The following is a 24,022-nucleotide window of genomic DNA, read 5'->3' on the forward strand; positions in this document are numbered from 1 at the left end:
TTTTCACTTTTGTTGCGATTGTCACAAAAAATCCCTCCGCTACAAAAACATAACATCCTCACATCCCGCCAATTACAGCGCTTTCAACACCATTTTCCCGAGCAACCGACGGTGCTGATAATTTTGCAGGAACTGCGAAGATCGAGAGGAGCATAAGTGGAATTCAGGAGGGTGAATTGGAGTTTTCACCCCGACTCCATCATAAAAAGCTGAATCCAAGCCGATTCTCAGAGGCATAAAACAAACAAAGCCGCCCTTGATGCGGCGGCTTTGTTCCATATTCACGAAATCCACGCTGAAAACGCTTAAGACGCGATATACTCCCGCATAGCAGCGGCTTCAGATTCGATTTTGTCGATGCGATATTTCACCAGATCGCCAATGGATATGAAACCGATCAACGCATTGGCATCTACCACCGGCAAATGTCGAATGCGCTTTTGCGTCATTAACGACAGGGCCGCCATGATGGGCAATTGCGGTTCGGCACTGACGGGCGATTGAGTCATCACCTCATTCAATGGTCGGTTCAGTGCCTCCGGCCCATAGGATGATATCAGCCGCACAAAATCGCGCTCTGAAAAAATGCCGACAACCCTGCCCTGATCAACAATCGGTATGGCACCAATGCGATGCTGTGCCAGAACATCTACGGCCATTTGGACCGTATCCGTCGGATTGCCGGAGATAATCGTCTGTGTTCGACCCTGCAAGATGGACGCAATCGTCATGCCGCACCTTCTCCCTATCAGCTGAGACACAGAGGCTATCACGAAAAATCCAAAAGCCGAAGAGGGGCAATTTGACGCTTCAACCTTGGCCTGCTGCATCCTATCGTCCATATAGGATGTCATGAGCAAATCCCCCCATCCCAAGAATGGCACAGCGTCGCAGCGCGCATGGGCTCGATATCGGCGTTTAATGATCGGTATGTCCATCATATCCGCCGTCGCGGTGATCGCCGCGTTAAGTTGGCTATCATGGGAGATGGGGGATAGCCTCACCATCCATATGATCATTGCCACCGCCGCCGGTGTCGGCCTGTCCGTATTATTGGGCGCCGCCTTGATGGGCTTGGTATTCTTGTCCAGTGGCAGCGGTCATGATGATTCGGTCATTGACCCTTTGGGTGATGATCACCCCAACCCTCACAATCACAAAGAAAACTAAAATCATGGCCTCTCCCCAATCCCCGTCCGAGCCTGACGCCTCCCCCGTGCTGCGCGTAGTGCCGCGCCCTGCCGACATTAACTCAAATGGTCACATCTTTGGCGGCTGGGTGCTCAGCCAGATGGATATCGCTGGTGGTATTGTTGCCGGCGATGTCGCCAAAGGCGCTGTCGCCACGGTGGCAATTGAAACGATGGAATTTATTTCGCCCATTTTATTGGGGGATATTATTTCGGTTTATGCCCATCTGGAAAAGCGTGGCCGCACATCGATGGGTATTCGTATCAAAGTGATTGCAACCCGCGACGGCAACCGCACCCAACAGCGCGTGACCGAAGGACTATTCACCTTTGTCGCATTGGACGAACACCACCGCCCCCGCGCCCTACCTGACGCTTAAGGCTCGATGCCCAAGTTCAGGCGCCTTATTCAACAGGCACAAATAGCAAATATAAAAAAGCCCTCCGGCCATATCGGCAGGAGGGCTTTTTTATATCGTCAGACCCCGATGGGCCGCTGTTTATTCCGCAACCTCAACATCCGCGCCTGCTTCAGGGGCTGCTGCGGTGCGACGCGGGCGACGCGGTTTTAATGCGGGCACTGGCTTTTCAGCCGGGACCGCATCGTCGTCACTGCTACGGTCTGTGCGGCCAATGGCGGGCGGCAAAGCGGCGCTATCGATGCTGAGCGATTCTTCTACACGCGGGCGGCGCACAGTACGGCGGCGCGGTGCAACGGCCTCTTCGCTCGTCGCAGCATCGCTGGCAGGCGCGCTGGCAGCAGCAGGAACCGCGTCCCCACCATCCACCGGCGTAACAGCGGGCTGCTCGTCGCTGCGATCACGGCGGACCGAACGAGCGCGTGTAGGGCGCGGCGAACGGGCGGCATCATCATCGCGGGTGTCACGGGTATCACGCGTATCGCGAGCCTCCCGACCGGCCTGTTCGTCACGCTGATCACGGCCATAATCACGTGCTTCGCGCGGTTCACGATTGTCACGGGATTCACGATCTCCGCGAGGCGAACGCCCATCGCGGTAATCGCGTTGGCCGCGCGATTCGCGATTGTCGCGATATTCGCGCGGTTCGCGCTGGCCACGCGATTCGCGGCTGTCATCGCCATCCTGCTCGGCGGACGGTGCGCGCTGATCGCTGTCACCATCCAAATCGCTGTCGTCGTGACCGTCAAAATCCTCAACGCCACGAATCTCACGCTGGCGATCTTGTTGACGATCATATCCGTTCTGCGCTGCGCGTTCGTCTTGACGGGCACGAAAATCGCTCAGGACGCGGAAATAATGATCCGCAAATTGCAGATAATATTCGGTTTGAACCCGGTCGCCAGCCAATTGCGCGTCGCGTGCCAAGTTGCGATATTTCTCGATCATCTGGGCAGCGTTACCACGCGCGCGGCTGTCGATACGATTGGCCTGATCGACACCGCGTCCACCGGACTGCGGGCGACTGTTGTTGCTATTGTTATTACGGCCGCGACGGCGACCGTTATTGTTCTGCCGGTTGTTCATGTTCAACTGAGACATCCTGTCGAATAAGCTTAATGCCAACCCCTAATGGCCGATCGCGCGTCCATCATGCGCGATGCCCACGCCGTTTTGCGTGGTTTTTCCCTTCATATGTCCGCACAAACCAGTTTGCGCGATCCGATATTTGGAAATCAGAACTGTCGGGCCCGTGCGATGTCAACGCATCATCAAAGACGTACCGAACAGCCTGTAACCCGCCCCTACCGCGATTTTCACGCGAAACCAAGAAATTTTTTATTCCGAACTAGCAATTCGTTTTAACATAAGCGCGCGGTCGCGCCCTGCCAAATCGGCAAAACAACGCGCCGAAAAGCCAGCTTTTTCGGCCAGATCGCCAACCACCTTGGCCTGTGTATACCCAATTTCCAACAAGGCCATTCCATTATCGGCCAATAAATCATCGAATTGCGGTATCAAGCGGCGATAATCGTCCAAGCCATCCGGCCCGGCAAATAAGGCATCTCGTGGTTCATAATCCGCCACATCGGCCTGCAAAATTTCATCATCGCCAATATAGGGCGGATTGCATAAAATGATATCAAATTGCGTGTCGATACCAGCGCCCCAATCCCCAAGACGGAAATCCGTGCGTCTGCTCAATCCGGCTGCATCCGCATTGCGCCGTGCAAATTCCAACGCCGCCGCGCTGGCATCCACCCCCAAGCCCGTGGCCGAAGGTAATTCACTGAGCGCCGCGAGCAACAATGTCCCCGGCCCAGTGCCAAGATCCAACACCCGCAGCGGCGCCTGCACATCATCGCATGCCCCCAGCATAGCCTCGATCAAGGTTTCGCTGTCGGGGCGCGGAATCAACACCCCCGGACCCACCGCCAAGCGCAACGTCCAAAAGTCGCGATAGCCGACGATATAGGCCGCTGGTTCCTGCGCCAATCGCCGCTGGATGAAAGCGGCATAATCATTGGGCGTTTGATAGCGTGTCGGGTCCAGCAACAAGCGGTCCCGCTCGACACCCAAAGCATGAGCCATCAGATATTCCGCATCCAAGCGCGCGCTGTCGGACACATGCTCCAACAACTGCGCCGCCGCGCGTATCGCCGCCCGCACATCATCGGGAAAAGACGGCACAACCGGAACGGTCTTATTGGTCACTCAGGCCCGCCAGTCGCTGCGCCTGATCTTCAGCGATCAATGCGCCCAACAATTCGTCCATCTGCCCTTCCAATATTTCGGGCAAGCGGTGCAGCGTCAAGTTGATGCGATGGTCCGTCACACGGCCTTGTGGAAAATTATAGGTGCGGATGCGTTCCGACCGATCTCCCGACCCGACCATCGATTTGCGGGCCGATGCTTCGGCGCTGTGAATCTTTTCGCGTTCCAAATCATAAAGACGCGCCCGCAAAACCTGCATCGCCTTGGCGCGATTCTTGTGCTGGCTGCGCTGGTCTTGCTGAATCACCACCAAGCCGGTGGGAATATGGGTGATGCGAATGGCGCTGTCGGTGGTGTTGACGTGCTGACCGCCTGCACCGCTGGCGCGGTAAATGTCGATTTTCAAATCGCTGTCGTTAATTGCGACATCGACTTCTTCGGCTTCCGGCAACACCGCGACGGTGGCGGCGCTGGTGTGAATGCGGCCACTGCTTTCGGTGACAGGCACACGCTGAACGCGGTGAACGCCGCTTTCAAACTTCAGCTTGGCGAACACGCCTTGGCCGGCGACAGAAGCCACCACTTCCTTATAGCCGCCGACCTCCGCTTCATTGGCGGATATGATTTCGACTTTCCACCCTTGGGTGTCGGCAAAGCGACTGTACATGCGTAGCAAATCGCCCGCGAACAAAGCCGCTTCATCGCCGCCTGTGCCAGCGCGAATTTCCAGCATGGCGGCGCGTTCATCCGCCACATCCTTGGGCAGCAGCTTGATCGCCAAATCATGTTCCGCGACGGGCAGCGCCGCCTCAACAGCCGCCAATTCTTCCTCGGCCATTTCCTTCATGTCGGGATCGGCCAGCATGTCGTTCAGCGCAAGTAATTCGCCGCGCAGCCGCACCAATTCCCGCGCCGCTATGGCCACCGGTTCCAGTTCAGCAAATTCCTTGGACGCCGCGACAAAATCGGCAGGCGACATATCGCCCGTCGCCATGCGCGCTTGCAGCGCCGCATGGCGTTCGATGATCGCGTCAATCTGGCGCTCGGAAACCTGCGCCATCAGATATCTTGGAGTATCGCGTCAACGCGCTTGGCGGTTTCATTGTCGCCGCGCACATTGCGGTTCAAGGCCCCATCGCGCATTCCGATGCTGATTAACGCATGGGCCGGAATTTTCGCGGCCTTGTCATAGCGCTTGCGCGGCGATCCATTCGCAACCATTTCCACCGAAATGCCTTCAGCCCGCAGCAAAGCCATGGCCTGCTGAGCCTGAGCCAGCGCGGCGTCGTCTTCCAGCGCAATGACAGCATCGATACGATTATCGATCCGTTCGGCATCCACCAGCATCGCCAAACGCTCGATACCCGCTGCCCAGCCAACCGCTGGTGTGGCGGGGCCGCCCAGATTTTCAATCAAGCCGTCATAGCGGCCACCACCCAAAACGGTGCCCTGTGCGCCCAAACGATCGGTGATAAATTCAAAGGCGGTGTGGCGGTAATAATCCAGCCCGCGCACCAAGCGCGCATCGCGTTTCCACGCCACGCCAGCCGCATCCAATCCGGCGGTGACGGCGGCAAAGAAATCTTGCGCTTCGTTGGTCAAATAAGCGTCAATGTCGGGCGCGCTATCCGCAATTGGGCGGTCCTTGGGGTCCTTGCTGTCCAAAATCCGCATCGGATTTTTGTCCAGACGCACCAAACTATCTTCGCTCAGGTCGCCCCGATGCGCTTGGAAATGCTCGACCAGCGCAGCGCGCCAAGCATCGCGGCTGTCCGCATCCCCCAACGTATTGAGGTTCAGCGTCACGCCGTCCGACACGCCCAATTCGCGCAGCAGATGGTCGGCAAAGACCAGCAATTCCGTGTCCATCAATGGGCTGTCGCTGCCCAACACTTCGGCGTCGACTTGGTGGAATTGGCGATAGCGGCCCTTTTGCGGACGTTCATAGCGGAACAGCGGGCCATGGGTCGCTACCTTCAGCGGGGCATATTGTTGCCAACCATTGCTGATGAAAGCGCGGCTGATTCCGGCCGTAAATTCTGGACGCAAGGTGATGGATTCGCCGCCGCGATCATCAAAGCTATACATTTCCTTGGACACCACATCGGTGGTTTCGCCCAGGCTGCGGGCAAAAACCGCGGTCGGTTCAATCACCGGCACTTCGACGCGCTTAAAGCCATAAAGGCGACGCACCCGTTCAAATGCGTCGACCACATAGGCGAAACGATCGGCAAAATCGCCAAGCATATCTTGGGTGCCGCGAACGGGCTGCGGGGTCGCAATCTTTGCGCTTTTATCCTTGCTCATAAAGGCTGCGTCTAATCGCATTTTCACGAAAACAAAAGCCACGCCGACAGGCTCCGCGTTATGATTTTGGCAAAAATCATGGCTTTTTTCCACCGCTGCTGGACCCTTCGGTCATTTGGCGGCACAAAGCGGGCCATGATGACGCCTTCTTTGTCCGCTGCGCGGCGCGATGCGCTCGCTTCGCGCCTCCCTGTTTCGCTGCGCCTGTCGTTGGCGCTGGCACTGGTCGCTGCGCCCATCGCCAGCACCGCCCAGCCCCAAGGCCTCAGCCAGCCGAGCATCACCGCCGATCCTGCCAGCATCGCGGTTCCCGAAGACAAACCCTATGTCGGCACCATATTGCTGCGCGTCGATGCCAGCGACCCAGATCGCGGTATTTTCAAGATTCGTCAGACCATACCCGTGTCCAGCAGCGGCGGCACGGTGACACTGCTCTATCCGCAATGGCTGCCCGGCAAACATGCCCCGCGCGGCGCCATTGCCGACATTGCAGGGTTTCAGGCCAGCCTTGGCGGCAAACGGCTGACATGGACGCGCCAACCCACCAATGTTTACGCCTTTGATGTCGATGTGCCGGCCGACGCCAAGGCCATTGATATTGAATTCATGTTCCTGTCCCCCACCCGCAGCAGCGAGGGACGGGTGGTCGCCACCCCCGCCATGATGAATCTGCAATGGGAACAGCTCAGCTTTTACCCTGCCGGATATTTCACGCGCCAAATCCCCGTGCAATTGGACGTCACTTTGCCCGCAGGCTGGACCGGCGTGGCCGCGATTGATGGATTAAAGGTCAGCGGCAACCGATACAGCTATGGCGTCACCAGCTATGAATCCTTGGTCGACAGCCCGATGTTTGCGGGCCGATTCTTTCGCAAATGGGATTTGGGCCAAAATGTCGCGCTGAATGTCGTGGCGGACGAAGAACAATATTTGGCCGCCACCCCCGACCATATCGCTCGTCACGCAGCGTTGGTGGCGGAAAGCATCGCTTTGTTCGGCAGCCGCCCCTTTGACCGTTATGAATTTTTATTGGCGCTCACCGAAGAATTGGGCGGCATTGGTCTGGAACATCACCGCAGCAGCGAAAACAGCCGACCACAGGATTATTTCACCCGCTGGGACAATAATGAAAGCCAGCGCGGCCTGCTGCCCCACGAATTTGTCCATAGCTGGAACGGAAAATATCGCCGTCCCGCCAAATTATGGACGCCCGATTTCCGTACCCCGATGCAGGGCAATTTGCTGTGGGTTTACGAAGGCCAAACCAGTTTCTGGGACTTGGTTCTGGCCGCACGGTCGGGCATGCAAAGCAAGTCGATGGTGCTGGCCGAATGGGCATCACAAGCCGCTTATTTCGACGCCCAACCGGGCCGCGCATGGCGCAGCGTCGAAGACACCACACTGGACCCTGTCATGGCCGCACGCAAACAGCGCAGCTTTGCCAGCATGACCCGAGCCGAGGATTATTATAACGAAGGCTCGCTGATGTGGCTGAGCGCCGATATGCTGATCCGCACCCAAAGCAAGAATAAGAAATCGCTGGATGATTTCGCCAAAATCTTCTTTGCCGCCCGCGACGGCGATTATGGCCAATCCACCTATGACATCGCCGATGTTGTCGCCGCGCTTCAGGCCGTTCACCCTTATGATTGGGACAGCTTCCTGCGCGACCAAATGCAAAAGTCCGGCTTGCCGGCGCCCCTATCAGGCTTTGCCTTGGCCGGATATCAACTGGCGTGGCACGACACCCCCAATATCTATGACCGCGACCGCATGATAAGCGCCCGCAATGCCGATTTGACCCACAGCCTTGGTTTGGTGGTCGACCGGCATGCGATGGTGTCCAGCGTGCTGTGGAACGGCCCCGCTTTTCGCGCCGACATGGTGAATGGCACCAAGATTTTGGCGGTCGATGGCATGGCCTATAGCCGTGAACGGTTGGAAAATGCGGTGCGCAAAGCCGCTGACGGCAAAACGCCCATTCGCCTGATGGTCGAACGGGGTGGCCGTTTCCGCGACGTCAGCATCCCCTATCATGGCGGGCTGCGCTGGCCGCATTTGGAAAAAATCACCCCGGGGCCGGATTGGTTTGACCGCCTGTTCGCCGCCCGCCGTCCCATCTAGCCAAACCGCACGCAGTTCCGCCTGACCCCGCTCTGCGCACCCAAAACCGGCGGTGAAACCCTCACGCTGGCCCATTTCATGGCCATGCGCCGTTTCGCTGCTCGACTTTTGCGCGCTGGGGCGGCTAAGGACGCCCACGAATCGAAGCAAAAAAGGATACTCCCCCATGCGTATCGACCTCATCCCTGCTGGCGACAATGTGCCAGACAGCCTGAATGTGCTGATCGAGGTTCCCATCGGCGGCGAGCCGGTGAAATATGAATTTGACAAGGATTCGGGCGCTCTGTTCGTCGACCGCTTCCTGCACACCCCCATGCGCTATCCCGCCAACTATGGCTTTATTCCGCACACGCTGGGCAATGATGGCGACCCGCTGGACGCCTTGGTGGTTGCCCGTTCGCCAATCATCGCTGGCGCGGTTGTGAAGTGCCGCCCCGTTGGCGTTTTGAAGATGGAAGACGATGGCGGCGGCGACGAAAAGCTGCTGTGCGTGCCCGTCAACAAGACCTTCCCTTATTATGCCAATGTTGCCAATTATCAGGATCTTCCCCCGATCCTGCTACAACAAATTGAGCATTTCTTCACCCACTATAAAGATCTGGAACCCGGCAAATGGGCCAAGATCGAAGGTTGGGGCGATGTCGAAGAAGCCAAGCAATTGATTCGCGAAGGCGTCGAGCGTTTCCACGCCAACGAAGCCTAAGCACAAGCTAGCACCCATTTAAGAAGAAGGCGTCGGGTCCGTATCCGGCGCCTTTTTTATCAGCACATCCTGCCGTGGATAGGGGATGACAATGCCCGCTTGCTGAAAGCGGTCCCAAATCTCCATAAATACTTCGCCCTGAATATTCCCAAGCCCCGCTTCAGGGTCGGCAATCCAATATCGCAGTTCATGGTCCACCGCGCGCGGGCCAAAGGCGGTAATCCACACCATCGGTTCGGGGTCCGGCAAAATACGGGCATTATCCATGGCCGCCTGTTTGATGATCGCCTGCGCGCTGCGCAAATCACATTCATAAGGCACCGGAATCTGCATCCGCACCCGCACTTCGCGGCTGGCATAGCTCCAATTTTCAACAGGCTGAGTCATCAGCAATTCGTTGGGAATCAGATGTTTTTTTCCGTCCCGCGTGATGACATTGACAGCGCGAACGCCAATTTTGGCGACCCGCCCGACATTGGGTAACCCGCCGGGCAGGCTGCCGCCACCCATCACGCTGCCATCGCCGACCACAATCACATCGCCCGGCTTAATCGACCGATCCATCAGCAAAATAATGCCCGCAATCAAATTGCCGACAGTCTTTTGCAGACCAAAACCAATGGCCAAGCCCAAAGCACCCGAGAAAAAGGCCAGCGCGGTCAAATCAATGCCCAGCACATCAATGCCGAGCAGCAAAGCAAAGCCGCCCAGCGATATGCCAATCAGCTTTTCCGTCAGCAAACACTGCGCTTCATCCAATTGATGATTGCGGCGCAGCAACCAGCGCGTGCTGCGCATTGCCATTTTGAACAAAATGAACAACAGCGCCGCCAGCAACAGGCCTGTAATCACGCCATATAGCGACACAAAGTTGGACCCAATGTCCAAACCAATGGCTTTCAGCGTCTCTATGGTGCGGGTGATACCAAGATGAACGGGTTCGGGCGTTTTCATCACTGCGTCAAATCTGCCGAAGGGCTTGTTCCAGATCGTCGATCAAATCCTGCGGGTCTTCCAACCCGATGGACAAGCGCACCAACGGATGCGCGCTGTCCCATTTGGTCGCCGTGCGGATGCCCGCGGGGTCGCTGGGCACCGCCAAACTTTCATAGCCGCCCCAGCTAAATCCAATACCAAAATGACGCAGCGCATCGACAAAGCGCGCACGGCCCGCATCATCCGTGTCTTTCAACAAAATGCTAAACAGGCCGCTCGCGCCCTTAAAATCACGGCTCCACAGGGCATGGCCCGCATCCGTCGGCAAAGCAGGGTGCAAAACCTTGGCGACTTCAGGCCGCCCTTGCAGCCAGCGGGCGATGGTCAGCGCATTTTTGCCATGCCGTTCCAACCGCACATCCAGCGTCCGCAGCCCCCGCAGCATCAACGCGCAATCATCCGCCGACACCGATTGCCCCAATTGATAGGTGGCGTGGCGCAATTTCGGCCATAATGCTTTGTTGGCGGTCAAGCTGCCCATCAACGCATCGCTATGCCCGCCGACATATTTGGTCAGGCTCATCATGCTGATGTCCACACCCAATTCCAGCGCGGGCAGCAACAATGGTGTCGCCCAGCTATTGTCCAAGATCGTCCATATGCCGCGTTCGCGGGCCACAGCGGTAATGGCCGGAATATCCTGAACCTCAAAGGTCAGACTGCCCGGCGATTCCAGAAAAATCAGCCGTGTTTCCGGTCGGATTAGCGCCGCAATATCCGCGCCAACCAAAGGGTCGTAATAAGTGGTTTCCACGCCCATGCGGGCCAACAAGCCATTGCAAAAGCTGCGCGTGGGCTCATAGGCGCTGTCGACCATCAGCAAATGGTCACCGGGTGACAACAGCGCCAATAACGCCGACGAAATCGCCGCCACGCCCGACGGGTACAACAAGGTCCCCTCGGCCCCTGCTTCCAACTGCGTCAGTGCATCGGCCAAGGCCCAAATCGTGGGGGTGCCGCGCCGACCATAATATAATTTATCATGGGTGGCGTGCCCCCGCGTTTTCAGGTCCGCGACATTATCATAAAGGATGGTCGACGCCCGCCACACCGGCGGGTTGACGATGCTGCCGCCCAAACGCGGGTCGCCCGTCCATTCGCTGCGCCGGCCACCTTGTACAACCGCTGTGGCGGACCCCACAGGCTTTGCATTCCCATTATCCGCCACTGCTTAATCTCTTTCCTAGCCAGCCGTTCAGGCTGCGGAGCCGGTCGCCTTTGGCGTGGCAGGGTCCGCGCCCCATTCATTCCAGCTGCCGTCATAAACAGCCACATCGTCTTTGCCCAGCAAATGTGCGCCAAAAGCCAGAACCGATGCGGTCATGCCGCTGCCGCATGTGGTAATGAGCGGACGGTCCAAATCGATGCCCGCATCCACAAAGGCCGCTTTCAAGGCATCGCCCTGTTTCCACGTGCCATCGTCGTTCAGCAATTGCTTGTGCGGCAGGCTGCGCGATGCCGGAATATGGCCGGGGGCCATGCCGGGGCGCGGGTCGCGTTCTTCGCCCGTAAAGCGGGCGGCAGGGCGGGCATCCGCCACTTGTTCTGCGCCGCTGTCGACATTGGCCAGCATCTGATCCTTGGTACGCACAGCCTTGGCGTCGCGCCATACGGTGAAATGGCGATGACGCAGCGTTTGCTTGCCCATTTCCAGCGGACGGCCTTCGGACTTCCATTTGGCCAAGCCGCCGTCCAACAACGCCACGTCATGCGCGCCGAATAATTTCAGCAACCACCATGCGCGCGCCGCGCTGTTCAGCGGGCTGTCGTCATACAACACAATGCGGCTGCCATCGCCCAAACCCAGCGATTGCATCCGGCTGGCAAATTTTTCAGGCGGCGGAGCCATATTGTCCAATGAACTGTTGGGGTCCGTCAATTCCCCCAAATCCATAAATACAGCGCCCGGCACATGTCCGGCTTCATATTCTGCGCGTGCATCGCGGTCGCTGTCCGCCATGAACTTCGTCGCATCGACGATACGCAGATCTGAAGCACCCAATTCGCGTTCCAGCCAGTCTGTTGTGACCAAGGCGTCCATTTCTTGCTCCTGTTGCAGCCCGCAAGGGCACAGTCCTCCCGCCAGCCATCTTGATGTGGCGTTTCCTTTCGGGGCAGACGATTAGCCTATGCCTCAGTGCGCCCTTTTTCAAGCACCTAGCTGTGCAGAAAGTTCCATGCTGCAACGCAGCAAAAAAGCTGGGGCAAAAGCAAGGGCTTCACCCCAATAAATTAGGAAATTTTTATTGTCGGCGCGTCACTTCGGTTGCCCGCGCACCCGGTCGATCGACAGCCAGCGGGGCACGATCCAAGGGAATCGGTGCCAATTTTTCGGTGCCGCCGACCGCCGCACGGCCCAACACATAGGCCGCCGCAATTTGGCCAAAGGCATCGCTGTCGCCATCCCAATGATAGGTCACATCAGCGGCCAATACGGGCACCAGCAAAGGCTTGCCGGCCAAGATCATCGGTTCAATGGCAGTGCGCGGCAATTTGACTTCGCTACTCAGCTGCTCGCTGCGTCCCGCTGCCAACGCCATGTCATCGCGCAAGATGCTGCCACCTGCGCCATCATAGAAACGGCCCAACACGCCTTCGTGCATCGCGCTACCTTGGCCCAAAGCAATTCGCACCATCAGGCCGGTGGCGTCCCGCGCCCCGCCATTGCTCAGCGTCAGGGTAAATCCCACGGCGATATGATCCACCTCTATCCGAATGGAGCGCACCGTCACATCCATATCCACATTGGCGCGAGCCTCCTCGTTTGGGCGGCGCACCATGGATCCGGCGCTGACATATTCGTCCAAATTCGTCCAAGCAGGGACGACGCCGGCTGGCACAGGCGCGGGTTGCGCGGCAGGCCGAGGGGCGGACACCGGCGCAGGGGCGGGCCGCGCTGGCGATTGCACACGGGCCTGCGGCGCGGAGGCGGGCGTGGTCAGCGGAGCGGGCCTAGGCAGCGGCACCGATGCGCCCGATGGTCCGCCCACAGGCGCGTGATTGGTCATGGCATCGGATGCCAAGGGCGACGCTGACCGCACAGGGGGTGCAGGCTGAGGCTGGGCGGCAGGACGTGGGGCGGCGGGACGCGGGACGGGCGGGGGCATTTGCCCCTGTGCCGGTGCCGGTGCCGTTCCCTGCCCCTGCGGCTTGCCCGCTGGCAGAACAGGGCGTTGCGCTTGGCTTTGCGCAATTTCCAGATAATCTTCGGGTCCCAGCGCCGTCTGCCGCCGCCAATAAAGGACCGCCGCAATCAAGGCGACCAGCCCCGCGAGCGGCCACGCCCACCAAGGCGAATCGCTGTCCCCCGAACTGGCTTCGTCCGTTTGCTGCGATACATTTTCAGCCACGGGTTCGGCTGGCAAAAAGGCGCTGTCGTCCACGCTGCTTGCAGCATCCATTGGCGCGGTGGTGGTGACCGCCTCGCTTTCGGTCAGTCCATCAGCGCTGCTTTGCGGTGCAGGCTCCGTTTGCGGCGGCAGAGCGGGCGTTGTGACGGTTGGCGCTACGGTTGGCGGCGCCACAGGCGCGCTCATTTTGGGAACCGCCGGTGCAATCTTGGGTGCAGCCTTGGGTGCAGGCGTTGCCGCTTTGGGTGCGGGCGTCACGGCTTTGGGGGGCGGCGTTACCGCCTTGGGCGCGGCCGTGGTCGGCGCAGCTATTCGCGGTGGCTGAACAGGCTCGGCCTTGGGCGCGGCCTTGGGCACGGGGCGCGGGCTTTCCTGTCGGGGCGGCAGGCCATTGTCGGACGGACCTTGAACTTTGCTGTCGCGGTCATCATCGGCCGGTGGCAAGCGAAAATCCAAGCCGCGCGGGGCTGCCGTGCCGCTGCTTTGCGCCGCTGCACCGCCCACAAGCATCGCGGTCCCGATTACCAAGGCTGCCGCCGCTTGCCGTGCCATTGTCATGCCTGTCACTCAACCTATCCTTGATCCTATCGGTATCATATCCGGCCCAACGTCCCGCCATGGGGCAACGCCCGGCGCCATATCATGATCCGCGCCGCCATGCTTTTGCTATCATCCATCGGACCATTTGCACGGTCCATATGATAGAGAGGATGATGATGCAGATGACAAGGCTGCCTTGCGGCACTAGACGGATTTAATGAACACATCCAGCCATCCCCCATTGGCCCCGAAACATCTGGGCCAGTCCAGTGAACTGCCTGCCGCGCCCGAAGCGGCAATTTTGGATTATGTCCCCAACCCCCGCAAGGGCGAGACCTATCTGATCCGCTTTGCCGCGCCGGAATTCACTTCCCTGTGCCCCGTCACCGGACAACCTGATTTCGCGCATATCGTCATCGACTATGCCCCCGACGATACGATCGTCGAATCGAAAAGCCTCAAGCTGTTTTTGGGCAGCTTCCGCAACCATGCGGGCTTTCACGAAGATTGCACGGTGGGCATTGGCCGCCGCTTATTCGATGAAATGCAGCCAAAATGGCTGAGGATTGGCGGCTATTGGTATCCGCGCGGCGGCATTCCGATTGACGTTTTCTGGCAATCCAGCGCCCCCCCTGCCGATTTATGGCTGCCCGATCAAGGCGTTGCCCCCTATCGCGGTCGCGGCTAACATCGCCGCCTACCCAGACTGACTGAATTTAGGACCAGAGCGGCGTTTTCATCTTTGCGTAACATTAAACTGACATTATTGTCAGCGTTATGAAAAACGCCGCTCTTCCACACGACCATAGTTTAACCGTTGGCCCTGATGCCATTGATTTTATGGGCCATGTCAACAATGCCCATTATCTAAGCTGGGTTCAGGACGCGGTGCTGGGCCACTGGCGCGCCATTGCCCCGCCCGATGCGGTGGCCGAACATCTGTGGGTCGCGCTGAAACATGAAATCACCTATCGCCGCCCTGCCTTTCTCGATGATCAGGTGATCGCCACCGTCATTTTGGAAAAAGTACAGGGCGCGCGCGCCTTTTATGAAACCATCATCAAACGCGGCGAAGACGTGCTGGCCGAAGTAAAGTCCAGTTGGTGCTGCATTGACGCCGAAACCCTGCGCCCCGCACGCTTGGCCAGCGACGTCATCGCTCGCTTTTTCCCAACCGACAAAGCCGATTAAGCGATCATCCCCTAGCGCGGGCGTATCCACTTTCAGACATTCGACCACATCCAAGCGGCGCACACCGCCGCCAAGGGGACCATATGCTGCTTATTACCGGCACATTTCGCATGGCATCGGCGCAGCTAGAACCGGCCCTGCCCGCCATGGCCGCGATGATCGACGCTAGCCGCGCCGAAAGGGGCTGCTTATATTATAGCTATGCGCAGGATGTGCGGGACCCGCATCTGATCCACGTATCGGAACTTTGGACCGATCAAGCCGCGCTCGACGCCCATATGGCATCACCGCATATCATGGCTTGGCGAGCGCAATGGCCGCAACTGGGCCTTAGCGACCGCAGCTTAACCCTGTATCAGGCGGGCAATCCCCGCCCCTGTTGACTGGACCGGCACCACGGGTCCGTTAAACACAGCGGGGCAAAGCAGCATATGCCCTGCCCCGCCGCATCCGATCAGAACAAGCGGCGGCCTGACCTCAGGCCGCTTCAAAGCGAATGGGCAGCCGCTTTAATCCGCCCACAAACACGCTTTCGACCCGCGCCGGATCGCCCGCCAATTCCAGCTTTTTGATCCGAGGCAGCAATTCTTCCATGAAAATGCGCATCTCCATGCGCGCCAAATGCTGACCCAAGCAAACATGCGCCCCAAAGCCAAAGGCAATTTGCTGATTCTTCACGCGATCAGGATTAAAGGTGAAGGGGTCTTCAAACACATCTTCGTCGCGATTGGCGGACACATAATTCAGCATCAGCCAGTCGCCAGCGCGAATTTTCTGGCCGCCAATTTCCACATCTTCCTTGGCGCTGCGCATGAAATGCTGAACCGGCGTGGCCCAACGAATGGCCTCTTCGATCAAGCCCGACTTGTCCGTTTCCGCAGCGCGATAGCGTTCAAACAAGCTAGGATTTTTGGCCAATTCCATAATCGCACTGGCGGTCGACGCACTGGTGGTGTCATGGCCCGCTGTCGCGATAATCATATAATATCCGGCCAATTCCCGGTCGGGAATCTGGCCGCCATCAATCGTCGCATTGGCAATCACGGTGGCAATATCCTCGCGCGGGTTGGCGCGGCGGTCTTCCGTCAGCACTTTGAAATAATTTTCAAAATCGGCGACGACATAATTGATCATCGCAATAATTTGCTCGGCGTCTTTCACCTCGCTTTGGCTGCGGTTCAATTCTGGGTCGGTCGATCCGAACAATTGCTGCGTCAGCATCAACATGCGCGGTTCGTCTTCTGGCGGCACGCCCAAAATATCCATCACCACATGCAAAGGATAAGGGGCGGCAACGTCCCGCGCAAAGTCGCATTCATTGCCCATCGCCAACATTTTATCGACGGATTCCCGCGCAATTTGGCGGATGCGATCTTCGACAATCCGCAGATTTTTGGGCATGAACCACGCCTGCGTCAGCAAGCGATATTTCATATGGTCCGGCGCATCCATTTGCACCAAGGACCGAATGACATGGCCATCATTATTGGGCGTGGCGGCACGGGCCAATTTTTCGCCATCTTTGTTCGTCAAGGTGGTGGGCCGAATGCCGCTGGCAAATCGTTGCGGGTCGCGGCTGATGGCCATGACATCGGCATGTTTGGTGACCAGCCAAAATGGGTCATAATCCGCATGCTCAGCCACGGCCAACGGCGCGTTCGTCCGTGCCCATGTCAATTGTTCATGAAGCCCGTCCCAAGCCCCATAGGATTTGGGATCAACGACGGCGGCGGCTACCTCTCCAGGTAAGATATTTTCTGTCATGTCCGCAGGATTGCGCGATTATAATCGCTTGTCCAGCCTGTACTGACAAATTGGTCAGTATCGTTTTGCAACCATTATACGAACGTCCAATAAATCAAAATTTTAGAGTCGCCACACTCGAAAAAAATTGTTCTGGGACTGGACGTTGCCAGCCCCAGCGGCGTCCCAAAGCATCATGCTTGAACCGCGAATCACCCCCTATTTGAACAGCCCCCCCAGCAAGCCGCGTAGCAATTGACCACCCAATTTCCCGCCCATTTGACGCCCAATATTGGTGGCCGCGCTGCGCGCCGCCGACTGCACCATTTTTTCCGTAAAGCTGGGTTTGGCCGCTTCGCGCGCGGCCACTTTTTCCAGCCGCAAACGCTCCCGCTCATCGGCGGCTTTGCGCTTGGCCTCTTCTTTGGCGGCGATGGCGGCTTGTTTGTCCGCTTCTTTCTGCGCCTCGGCCTCTACGGCGGCGGCCTGCGCTTGCTCGGCCTTGGCAGCCAGTAATTCTTCCGCGCTTTCGCGGTTGATACGCTCGTCATATTTGCCCGAAATGGGCGACACAGATTGAATGATTGCCCGTTCCTTGGGGGTCAACGGCCCCGCCCGCGAACAAGGGGCTTTAATCAAGGTCCGCTCAACAGGCGATGGCGCACCATCGCTCATCAACAGCGATACAAGAGCTTCCCCAACCTTTAACTCGGTGATTTCGCGCACCACATCCACGGCAGGGTTGGGTCGGAACGTATCCGCCGCCGCTTTCACCGCTTTCTGATCACGCGGGGTAAAGGCGCGCAGCGCATGTTGCACGCGGTTGCCCAATTGCCCCGCCACCGTATCGGGCACGTCGATCGGGTTTTGCGTGACAAAATATACACCGACACCCTTGGACCGGATCAGGCGGACAACCTGTTCGATTTTGTCCACCAAAGCAGCGGGCGCATCGTCGAATAACAAATGCGCTTCGTCAAAGAAGAAGACGAATTTCGGCTTATCCGGATCACCCACTTCGGGCAAGGTTTCAAAAATCTCCGACAATAACCACAGCAAGAAGGTCGCATATAATTTGGGGCTGGACATCAGCTTGTCCGCCGCCAAAATATTCACATAGCCGCGCCCATTTTCGTCGCACTGGATCATGTCGTGAATATCCAGCGCCGGTTCGCCAAAGAAATTCTGGCCGCCTTGGGCATCCAGCGTCAGCAATTGCCGCTGAATGGCCCCCACCGTCTGTTTCGTGACGTTGCCATATTTACTGCTGAGGTCGCTGGCATTTTCTGCGCACCATGCCAGCATGGCTTGCAAATCGCTCATGTCGAGCAACAGCAGATTTTGCTCGTCCGCAACCCGAAAGGCGATGTTAAGCACGCCTTCTTGCACTTCGTTCAAGCCCATCAGCCGCGCCAACAATAACGGTCCCATTTCGGAAATGGTGGTCCGAATGGGGTGGCCTTGTTCGCCAAACAAGTCCCAGAAGACCACGGGATTATCGCGGTAAGCCCATGTGCTGTCGCCAATTTGTGCGGCGCGTGTGGAAAAGGCTTCATGCGTTTTTGCGGTGGGGCTGCCCGGCATGGCCATGCCTGCAATATCGCCCTTCACATCGGCCACGAACACCGGCACGCCCACTGCAGAGAAGCTTTCCGCGATGCCTTGCAGCGTCACCGTTTTACCGGTGCCCGTTGCGCCCGCAATCAAGCCGTGGCGATTGGCCCGCTTCAGAACCAATGATTGGCGCGCGCCATCCGCCGCTCCGCCGCCGCCCAGGCCGATATAAATTTCAGTGCCCACAGCCTCGGTCATTCGGCGATCCTTCTTTGTTCAAACTCCCCGCAACCCTAAATCCCCCGATTGGGAAATCAAGCGCATGAAAAAGGGCGCCGAACCATCTGGTCGCGGCGCCCCTATTCCATCAGCAGCAGGGCTGATTAATTTTTCAAGCGAATGGCAATAAAGGCTGGCTGTTGACCACGACGCAATATTTCCAGCGCCACGGCATCGCGATTGGCCTTGCGGGCGTCATTGACCACGCTGGCCAGCGCATCGGCGCTGGTTACCGACACGCGGTTGGCGGTCAAAATCACGTCGCCGCGCCGCAGACCCTTGCGGCCCGCATCGCTGTTGGCGGCCACCGCCGCAATCACCACGCCCTTGCTGTTGGCATCAACGCCCAGCGAACGGGCAATGGCAGCAGTCAGCGGCTGAACGGCCATACCCAAACGGTCCTGAACCGTCTTGTCAGCTGCGCCTTCGGCGTCATCCGGCAAATTGCCTTCGGCTTCGGGGTCAAAGCTCGCGCCAGCCAGTTCTTCCTCGGGTGGGCGGGTCGCGACCACTGCCGTCACGCGCATTTCCTTGCCATCACGAATGATATCCACGGGGATGCGCGTTCCCGGCTTAGTGTTCGACACAATATAGGACAGCGTTTGCTGCGGCGTGACTTCGCGGTCGGCTACCTTGACCACCACGTCACCGCGCTTCAGTCCAGCCTTGGCGGCCGCGCCGCCGTCTTCGACGCGCTGAACAATTTCACCGCGATTCTTGGCTAGACCCAAGGCCGAGGCCATATCTTCGCTAACTGGCGCAATACCGATACCCAAATAGCCGCGCTGCGGGCGCTCACCCGAACGCAAAGCGTTGATCACCGGAATGGCGGCGTCGGCCGGAATCGCAAAGTTCACGCCAATATTGGCCCCAACAGGCGAGATCAGCATATTGTTAATGCCCACCACATTGCCCGCCAAGTCGAACAAGGGACCGCCGGAGTTACCACGGTTAATCGCGGTGTCGGTCTGGATATAACGGTCATAAGCGCCGCCCTGACCAATATTCCGCTGAACCGCCGAAATAATACCGGCCGTCACCGTTGAACCCAGCCCCAAGGGGTTGCCGATGGCCACCACCCAATCGCCCACGCGCGCTTTGTTGCTGTCGGCGAATTTCACAAAGGGCAGGCCCTTGGCGTCAATTTTCAGAACGGCCAAGTCGGATGCCGCATCACGGCCCACAATTTTCGCGCGATATTCTTGGCGATTGGTCAAAATAACCGTCACTTCATTCACAGCCTCACCGCGCGGGCCGCCAGAAATCACATGGTTGTTGGTGACGATATAACCGTCGTCGGAAATCAAAAATCCCGAACCGCCACCTTGCTGTTCCTGCGTGATCGGTTCACGCGTGCCGGCAAAGGGATTCAGGCGCACGCCCAGCGTGACTTCCTGCTTCGTCGAAATATTGACCACGGCTGGCTGCAACTGGTCGACCAGATCAGCAAAGCTTTCTGGCGCGCCAGCGCGCGGAACAACGCGGGCAAATTCGCTTTTTTCATTTTGCGCAACTTGCGCGCCGACCGGCGATTGTGTGGCCAATGCTAAAGCAGTGCCTCCAACCAGCAATGCAGAAGTGATGCCATATACATAACGCACGTTCGCTAATCCTTTTCTTTCACGTCAAACCGAAGTTTTTCGACCATGAATTTTGTCGGCCTTCGGATGAACGGTAATTGAACAAGTATCACTGTTAAAAAAAGGCGAATAGGAGCTGGTTTTATCGTCCGTCCCTATCCGCCTTTTTGGGTCCATCAGGCCAAGATACCCCAGCCCTTAATTCCCGCGAAAGCGGCGCAGATATTCATTGTCTGGCGACAAGATAATCGACGTGGCTCCCTTGTTATCTGCACCCAAAAATGTCTGACGATAGCTTTGCATCGCACGGTAAAAATCGTAAAATTCCGGATCTTTACCAAAGCTGGCGGCATAGATGCGTGCCGCTTCACCATCGGCTTCACCGCGAATAATCTGAGCTTCTTTTTGCCCTTCGGCGCGGATCGAAATCGCCTCTTGCTGGCGGGCGGTGCGCATACGGTTATAGGCCGCTTCCAACGTCGCACCCTCGGGCAGATCGGCGCGCTTGATGCGCACATCGATCACTTCCGCGCCATATTTATTGGCTTCGCGGTTCAGCGCGACCTGAATATTGTCCATCACCGCACCGCGTTCCGCCGACAATAAGGTCGCAAAGGTCCGCTTGCCCAATTCGTTACGCAGCGAAGAACCCAAAATGGTCGCCAATTGTTGTTGCAGACGCTCTTCGGTGCGAATGGCGGTATACATACGCACCGGATTATTAATGCGGAAACGGGCAAAGGCATCGACCTGCAAGCGTTGCTGGTCGGTCGACAACACTTGTTGCCGTTCCATATTCACGCCCAAAATGCGCTTGTCGATCAATTGCACGCTGTCGGCAAAGGGCATGGTGACTAAGATACCAGCCCCGGATTTCCCAAAGCTTTCGTTCGGCTTATAGGCATTTTTGGTGCCATACACCTCGCCCACCCGCAGGATAACCGCTTGTTTGTCTTCGGGAATGATGGTGACTGTCATCATCAACACGACCAGAATCGCCATCAATGCAAAAATAAGACGCATAGGATTTTGAAGCAAATTCCGCATTATTGGCCTCCCTTGGCTACAGGGGCGGCCTGAACCGAACCAGCGGCGGGATCAGCGCGGCGCTGAATTTCATTCAATGGCAAATATGGCGTCACGCCGCGCGGCTCGACAATGGTTTTATCAACCTGCGACAAGACATTTTCCATGGTTTCATAATAAAGCCGCTGGCGCGTCACACGCGGTGCCAGCTTATATTGTTCGTAAATTTGGTCGAACGCGGATGTATCACCACGCGCCCGTTCCAACACCTGCCGTTCATAAGCGCGGGCCAAGTTAATGGCGGATTCGCGTTCCTGACGCGATGCCGTCACTTCCTTAAACGCTTCGTCCACTTGGCTCGGCGGGTCAGCCTGTCGAATGGCGATACCCTGAATGGTGACGCCCGCACGATATTCGTTCAGTAAGTCCTGCATCCGCTGCTGAACCTGCGATTCAATTTCCACACGGCCTGGGCCAATGGCCTGAACCAAGTCAAAATTTGCCACAGTGGCGCGCATCGCGCTTTCGGCCACTTCCCGAATCGTTTCTTCGGGGTTGGCGATTTGGAAGAAATAATAAGCGGGGTCGTTCACCGTCCAGCGCACTTCATAGGCCAAATCCACGATGCTTTGGTCGCGGGTCAGCACGAAATTCTCATCCGTAGCGCTGGGCGACCCAATCGCCATCGTACGAATGGCGCGCACATCCTCCAGCCGAATGCGTTCCAGCGGCGGGGGCAGCGTGAATTTTACGCCCGGCCCAACCGTGCGGCTATAGCTGCCCAATGTGGTCACAACGCCCTCTTTTTCCGGCGGCACAATATGTACCATCGAGAAAAAGGCAAAAACACCGACCAACGCGATGGCGCCATATTTCACCAGCTTTGGGTTGCCGCCCAGCGGGTTGCCGCCGGATGACCCACCAAAACCGCCGCCACCGCCGCCGCCATTTTGGCGCGCCTTTTTCAGCAATTCTTCCAAAGAGCTGACGCCCGATGGGCGGTTTTGGCCAAAAGAATTTTCCGGTCTGGGGTTTGCCCATGGATTACGCGGACCAGCAGGCGGCTCTTTATCGCCGCCGCCGCTACCACTGCCATCTTTGCCGCCGTTCGGCGTGTCTCCCCATGGACTGTTAGCCATCATACTGATTTGATGAAGAATTTTCCGCAAACCCGTTGTGCCTCCGGCCTTCATACTGTCATCGCTGTTGATCTTCATACTGCTTTTATAGGGACGGCGTGGACGATTAACAGGGGGCAGACAAGAAAATGGCTGGAAATCGCCCGCGCCCTGCCTATCTGGGCATCATGACCAACAGTAGCGATCTCGCAAATCTGGCCGCCATTGCGGCCTCCGTTTCCGACCAGCGCACCTCTGGCCTGCGTATGCTGGACGACAGTGGCACATTGGCCGTGGTCCTGGATGTCGGCGGCATGGCCGCAGAGGAGCGCGCGCCCTTGGAAGACCGGCTGCGCACAGCCTTGCTGGAACAAGCGGGCGTCACATCGGTCCGCATCGCCATGACCGCCGAACGCAAGGCGATGACGATCATCGCGGTGGGCAGCGGCAAAGGTGGGGTGGGCAAATCCACCTTGTCCGCCAATCTGGCCGTCGCGCTGCAACGACGCGGTGTAAAGGTCGGCTTGGTCGACGCCGATATTTACGGCCCGTCCCAGCCCCGTTTGATGGACAGCGAAGACCGTAAACCCGAATCGCAAAATGGCAAATTGGTGCCCGTGCCCAACGCCTATGGCGTGCCCATGCTGTCCACGGGTCAGATCGCGGCATCGGGTCAAGCCATTGCATGGCGCGGCCCCATGGCGTCACGCGCCTTGGAACAATTGATCGACGCCAAATGGGGCGACGTCGACACGCTGGTCATCGACCTGCCACCGGGCACAGGCGACATTCAACTGACCATGATTCAAAAGCACAAGCCTGTGGGCGCAGTGATTGTTTCCACGCCCCAAGATTTGGCCTTGATGGACGCCAGCCGCGCCATCAGCTTTTTCAACAGCGCCCATGTGCCAATTATCGGCATGGTGGAAAATATGGCGGGCTATGCCTGTCCGCATTGCGGCGAACATAGCGACCCGTTCGGCAGCGGCGGCGCGGAAAAAGCATCGGCGGCGATGGGTATCGACTTTTTGGGCCGCGTGCCTTTGTCGATGGGCATTCGCTTGGCCAGCGACGGTGGCGTCCCCCCTGCGGCGGGAACCGATCCCAGCGGCGAGCCGTTTCACGCCATAGCCGCGCGCGTTGCGGATTGGTTGCAAGCCCGCAAAGCCTGACCCAAAATGCACGGCGCATCGGCCCCAACAACCGCCGCTGCGCCGGTGATGACGTATAAACCCGCCGTAACCCGCAACAACCCGCATAAAGGACCCACCATGGCGATCAACGACCCAGCCGAAATCCGCGAATTGCTGAGCGTCAAGCGCCGCATTGCCGTGGTGGGCGCATCCCCCAATCCCGCCCGCGCATCTTATGAAGTCATGCTGTTTCTGCGCGACAAGGGTCATGACGTCATTGCCGTCAACCCCGGCCATGCGGGCAAAACCATCGACGGCGTGCCTGTGGTGGCATCGCTGGCCAATGTCGAGCCGCCCGCCGAAATCGTGGATATTTTCCGCAACAGCGACGACGCGGGCTCGGCGGTGGACGAAGCCATTGTTCATGGGGCCAAGGCCGTATGGATGCAGCTCGGCGTCATCAACCAAGCCGCCGCCCAGCGCGCCGAGGCCGCCGGATTAATCGTTGTCATGGACCATTGTCCCAAGATTGAAATCCGGAAGCTGGGTCTTTGA

Annotated in this window: 23 protein-coding genes; 9 read left to right on the plus strand and 14 right to left on the minus strand. The window is 58.0% G+C overall.

Features of this window, described 5'->3' with window-relative positions:
• Positions 1–305: 305 nt before the first annotated feature.
• On the minus strand, positions 306–731 hold the full coding sequence (locus tag LKO31_RS01390) for a CBS domain-containing protein (RefSeq protein WP_227688299.1): 426 nt from the start codon (positions 729–731) through the stop codon (positions 306–308).
• Between the two features lie 121 nt (positions 732–852).
• On the opposite strand from LKO31_RS01390, the gene LKO31_RS01395 reads away from it, so the two are divergent.
• Together LKO31_RS01395 and LKO31_RS01400 are read left to right on the plus strand one after the other, a co-directional pair.
• Entirely contained in the window at positions 853–1,170 is a 318-nt protein-coding gene (locus LKO31_RS01395; RefSeq protein WP_227688300.1) for a hypothetical protein, read from the plus strand.
• A gap of 4 nt (positions 1,171–1,174) precedes the next feature.
• Complete coding sequence (locus tag LKO31_RS01400; protein WP_227688301.1) at positions 1,175–1,570, plus strand: acyl-CoA thioesterase; 396 nt, start codon at positions 1,175–1,177, stop codon at positions 1,568–1,570.
• Between the two features lie 120 nt (positions 1,571–1,690).
• On the opposite strand, the gene LKO31_RS01405 is transcribed toward LKO31_RS01400, so the two are convergent.
• The 4 genes from LKO31_RS01405 to hisS form a co-directional block, all read right to left on the minus strand.
• The gene (locus LKO31_RS01405; RefSeq protein WP_227688344.1) at positions 1,691–2,695 is read right to left on the minus strand and encodes a DUF4167 domain-containing protein; all 1,005 of its coding nucleotides are present in this window, start codon (positions 2,693–2,695) and stop codon (positions 1,691–1,693) included.
• A gap of 252 nt (positions 2,696–2,947) precedes the next feature.
• Positions 2,948–3,823 carry a peptide chain release factor N(5)-glutamine methyltransferase gene (prmC, locus tag LKO31_RS01410; RefSeq protein WP_227688302.1) on the minus strand — a complete coding sequence of 292 codons (876 nt, stop codon included), beginning with the start codon at positions 3,821–3,823 and terminating at the stop codon, positions 2,948–2,950.
• Positions 3,813–4,883: a peptide chain release factor 1 gene (gene prfA, locus LKO31_RS01415; protein ID WP_227688303.1), complete on the minus strand. Its 1,071-nt coding sequence runs from the start codon at positions 4,881–4,883 to the stop codon at positions 3,813–3,815. The genes prmC and prfA overlap by 11 nt, the downstream gene beginning before the upstream one ends.
• Positions 4,883–6,130, minus strand: coding sequence for a histidine--tRNA ligase (gene hisS, locus LKO31_RS01420; protein ID WP_227688304.1), 1,248 nt, complete (start codon positions 6,128–6,130; stop codon positions 4,883–4,885). The genes prfA and hisS overlap by 1 nt, the downstream gene beginning before the upstream one ends.
• Positions 6,131–6,265: 135 nt before the next feature.
• Between hisS and LKO31_RS01425 the strand changes: the two genes are divergently transcribed.
• Positions 6,266–8,254: a M61 family metallopeptidase gene (locus LKO31_RS01425; RefSeq protein WP_227688305.1), complete on the plus strand. Its 1,989-nt coding sequence runs from the start codon at positions 6,266–6,268 to the stop codon at positions 8,252–8,254.
• Positions 8,255–8,420: 166 nt separating this feature from the next.
• A complete protein-coding gene (gene ppa / locus LKO31_RS01430) occupies positions 8,421–8,957 on the plus strand; it encodes an inorganic diphosphatase (protein ID WP_227688306.1) in 537 nt (178 codons plus the stop codon).
• A gap of 18 nt (positions 8,958–8,975) precedes the next feature.
• Here ppa and LKO31_RS01435 read toward each other — a convergent pair whose 3' ends face one another.
• From LKO31_RS01435 to LKO31_RS01450, 4 genes are all read right to left on the minus strand, one after another.
• Positions 8,976–9,911 (minus strand): mechanosensitive ion channel family protein, encoded by a 936-nt coding sequence (locus LKO31_RS01435; protein ID WP_227688307.1) that lies wholly within the window; start codon positions 9,909–9,911, stop codon positions 8,976–8,978.
• A 7-nt stretch (positions 9,912–9,918) separates the two neighbouring features.
• The gene (gene metC / locus LKO31_RS01440) at positions 9,919–11,121 is read right to left on the minus strand and encodes a cystathionine beta-lyase (protein WP_227688308.1); all 1,203 of its coding nucleotides are present in this window, start codon (positions 11,119–11,121) and stop codon (positions 9,919–9,921) included.
• 27 nt (positions 11,122–11,148) lie between these two features.
• Positions 11,149–11,994: a 3-mercaptopyruvate sulfurtransferase gene (gene sseA, locus LKO31_RS01445; RefSeq protein WP_227688309.1), complete on the minus strand. Its 846-nt coding sequence runs from the start codon at positions 11,992–11,994 to the stop codon at positions 11,149–11,151.
• A 202-nt stretch (positions 11,995–12,196) separates the two neighbouring features.
• Positions 12,197–13,870 carry a hypothetical protein gene (locus tag LKO31_RS01450; protein WP_407699228.1) on the minus strand — a complete coding sequence of 558 codons (1,674 nt, stop codon included), beginning with the start codon at positions 13,868–13,870 and terminating at the stop codon, positions 12,197–12,199.
• 190 nt (positions 13,871–14,060) lie between these two features.
• On the opposite strand from LKO31_RS01450, the gene queF reads away from it, so the two are divergent.
• From queF to LKO31_RS01465, 3 genes are all read left to right on the plus strand, one after another.
• Entirely contained in the window at positions 14,061–14,531 is a 471-nt protein-coding gene (gene queF / locus LKO31_RS01455; protein ID WP_227688310.1) for a preQ(1) synthase, read from the plus strand.
• A gap of 89 nt (positions 14,532–14,620) precedes the next feature.
• Positions 14,621–15,034: an acyl-CoA thioesterase gene (locus LKO31_RS01460; RefSeq protein WP_227688311.1), complete on the plus strand. Its 414-nt coding sequence runs from the start codon at positions 14,621–14,623 to the stop codon at positions 15,032–15,034.
• Positions 15,035–15,117: 83 nt separating this feature from the next.
• Positions 15,118–15,417, plus strand: coding sequence for a putative quinol monooxygenase (locus LKO31_RS01465; protein ID WP_227688312.1), 300 nt, complete (start codon positions 15,118–15,120; stop codon positions 15,415–15,417).
• 94 nt (positions 15,418–15,511) lie between these two features.
• On the opposite strand, the gene LKO31_RS01470 is transcribed toward LKO31_RS01465, so the two are convergent.
• The 5 genes from LKO31_RS01470 to hflK all read right to left on the minus strand — a co-directional run bounded on the left by LKO31_RS01470 (position 15,512) and on the right by hflK (position 22,358).
• Complete coding sequence (locus LKO31_RS01470) at positions 15,512–16,798, minus strand: cytochrome P450 (protein ID WP_227688313.1); 1,287 nt, start codon at positions 16,796–16,798, stop codon at positions 15,512–15,514.
• 198 nt (positions 16,799–16,996) lie between these two features.
• On the minus strand, positions 16,997–18,577 hold the full coding sequence (locus LKO31_RS01475; RefSeq protein ID WP_407699231.1) for a helicase HerA-like domain-containing protein: 1,581 nt from the start codon (positions 18,575–18,577) through the stop codon (positions 16,997–16,999).
• A gap of 137 nt (positions 18,578–18,714) precedes the next feature.
• Positions 18,715–20,211 (minus strand): trypsin-like peptidase domain-containing protein, encoded by a 1,497-nt coding sequence (locus LKO31_RS01480; protein WP_227688315.1) that lies wholly within the window; start codon positions 20,209–20,211, stop codon positions 18,715–18,717.
• A gap of 177 nt (positions 20,212–20,388) precedes the next feature.
• Complete coding sequence (gene hflC / locus LKO31_RS01485) at positions 20,389–21,237, minus strand: protease modulator HflC (RefSeq protein ID WP_227688316.1); 849 nt, start codon at positions 21,235–21,237, stop codon at positions 20,389–20,391.
• Positions 21,237–22,358, minus strand: coding sequence for a protease modulator HflK (gene hflK / locus LKO31_RS01490; protein ID WP_227688317.1), 1,122 nt, complete (start codon positions 22,356–22,358; stop codon positions 21,237–21,239). The genes hflC and hflK overlap by 1 nt, the downstream gene beginning before the upstream one ends.
• Positions 22,359–22,483: 125 nt before the next feature.
• On the opposite strand from hflK, the gene LKO31_RS01495 reads away from it, so the two are divergent.
• Both LKO31_RS01495 and LKO31_RS01500 read left to right on the plus strand, forming a co-directional pair.
• Positions 22,484–23,506, plus strand: coding sequence for an Mrp/NBP35 family ATP-binding protein (locus tag LKO31_RS01495; protein ID WP_407699229.1), 1,023 nt, complete (start codon positions 22,484–22,486; stop codon positions 23,504–23,506).
• Positions 23,507–23,605: 99 nt separating this feature from the next.
• Positions 23,606–24,022: a CoA-binding protein gene (locus LKO31_RS01500; RefSeq protein WP_227688347.1), complete on the plus strand. Its 417-nt coding sequence runs from the start codon at positions 23,606–23,608 to the stop codon at positions 24,020–24,022.

The sequence above is a fragment of the Sphingopyxis yananensis genome (assembly GCF_020687785.1).
GTDB lineage: Bacteria > Pseudomonadota > Alphaproteobacteria > Sphingomonadales > Sphingomonadaceae > Sphingopyxis > Sphingopyxis yananensis.

Coding starts and splice junctions, on each gene's coding strand:
- LKO31_RS01400 (WP_227688301.1), top strand. CDS start 1,175: ATGGCCTCTCCCCAATCCCCGTCCGAGCCTGACGCCTCCCCCGTGCTG.
- LKO31_RS01470 (WP_227688313.1), bottom strand. CDS start 16,798: ATGACAGAAAATATCTTACCTGGAGAGGTAGCCGCCGCCGTCGTTGAT.
- LKO31_RS01435 (WP_227688307.1), bottom strand. CDS start 9,911: ATGAAAACGCCCGAACCCGTTCATCTTGGTATCACCCGCACCATAGAG.
- LKO31_RS01495 (WP_407699229.1), top strand. CDS start 22,484: ATGGCTGGAAATCGCCCGCGCCCTGCCTATCTGGGCATCATGACCAAC.
- LKO31_RS01500 (WP_227688347.1), top strand. CDS start 23,606: ATGGCGATCAACGACCCAGCCGAAATCCGCGAATTGCTGAGCGTCAAG.
- LKO31_RS01395 (WP_227688300.1), top strand. CDS start 853: ATGAGCAAATCCCCCCATCCCAAGAATGGCACAGCGTCGCAGCGCGCA.
- LKO31_RS01425 (WP_227688305.1), top strand. CDS start 6,266: ATGATGACGCCTTCTTTGTCCGCTGCGCGGCGCGATGCGCTCGCTTCG.
- ppa (WP_227688306.1), top strand. CDS start 8,421: ATGCGTATCGACCTCATCCCTGCTGGCGACAATGTGCCAGACAGCCTG.
- LKO31_RS01460 (WP_227688311.1), top strand. CDS start 14,621: ATGAAAAACGCCGCTCTTCCACACGACCATAGTTTAACCGTTGGCCCT.
- hisS (WP_227688304.1), bottom strand. CDS start 6,130: ATGAGCAAGGATAAAAGCGCAAAGATTGCGACCCCGCAGCCCGTTCGC.
- LKO31_RS01465 (WP_227688312.1), top strand. CDS start 15,118: ATGCTGCTTATTACCGGCACATTTCGCATGGCATCGGCGCAGCTAGAA.
- sseA (WP_227688309.1), bottom strand. CDS start 11,994: ATGGACGCCTTGGTCACAACAGACTGGCTGGAACGCGAATTGGGTGCT.
- hflC (WP_227688316.1), bottom strand. CDS start 21,237: ATGCGGAATTTGCTTCAAAATCCTATGCGTCTTATTTTTGCATTGATG.
- prfA (WP_227688303.1), bottom strand. CDS start 4,883: ATGGCGCAGGTTTCCGAGCGCCAGATTGACGCGATCATCGAACGCCAT.
- LKO31_RS01405 (WP_227688344.1), bottom strand. CDS start 2,695: ATGAACAACCGGCAGAACAATAACGGTCGCCGTCGCGGCCGTAATAAC.
- queF (WP_227688310.1), top strand. CDS start 14,061: ATGAACACATCCAGCCATCCCCCATTGGCCCCGAAACATCTGGGCCAG.
- LKO31_RS01390 (WP_227688299.1), bottom strand. CDS start 731: ATGACGATTGCGTCCATCTTGCAGGGTCGAACACAGACGATTATCTCC.
- hflK (WP_227688317.1), bottom strand. CDS start 22,358: ATGATGGCTAACAGTCCATGGGGAGACACGCCGAACGGCGGCAAAGAT.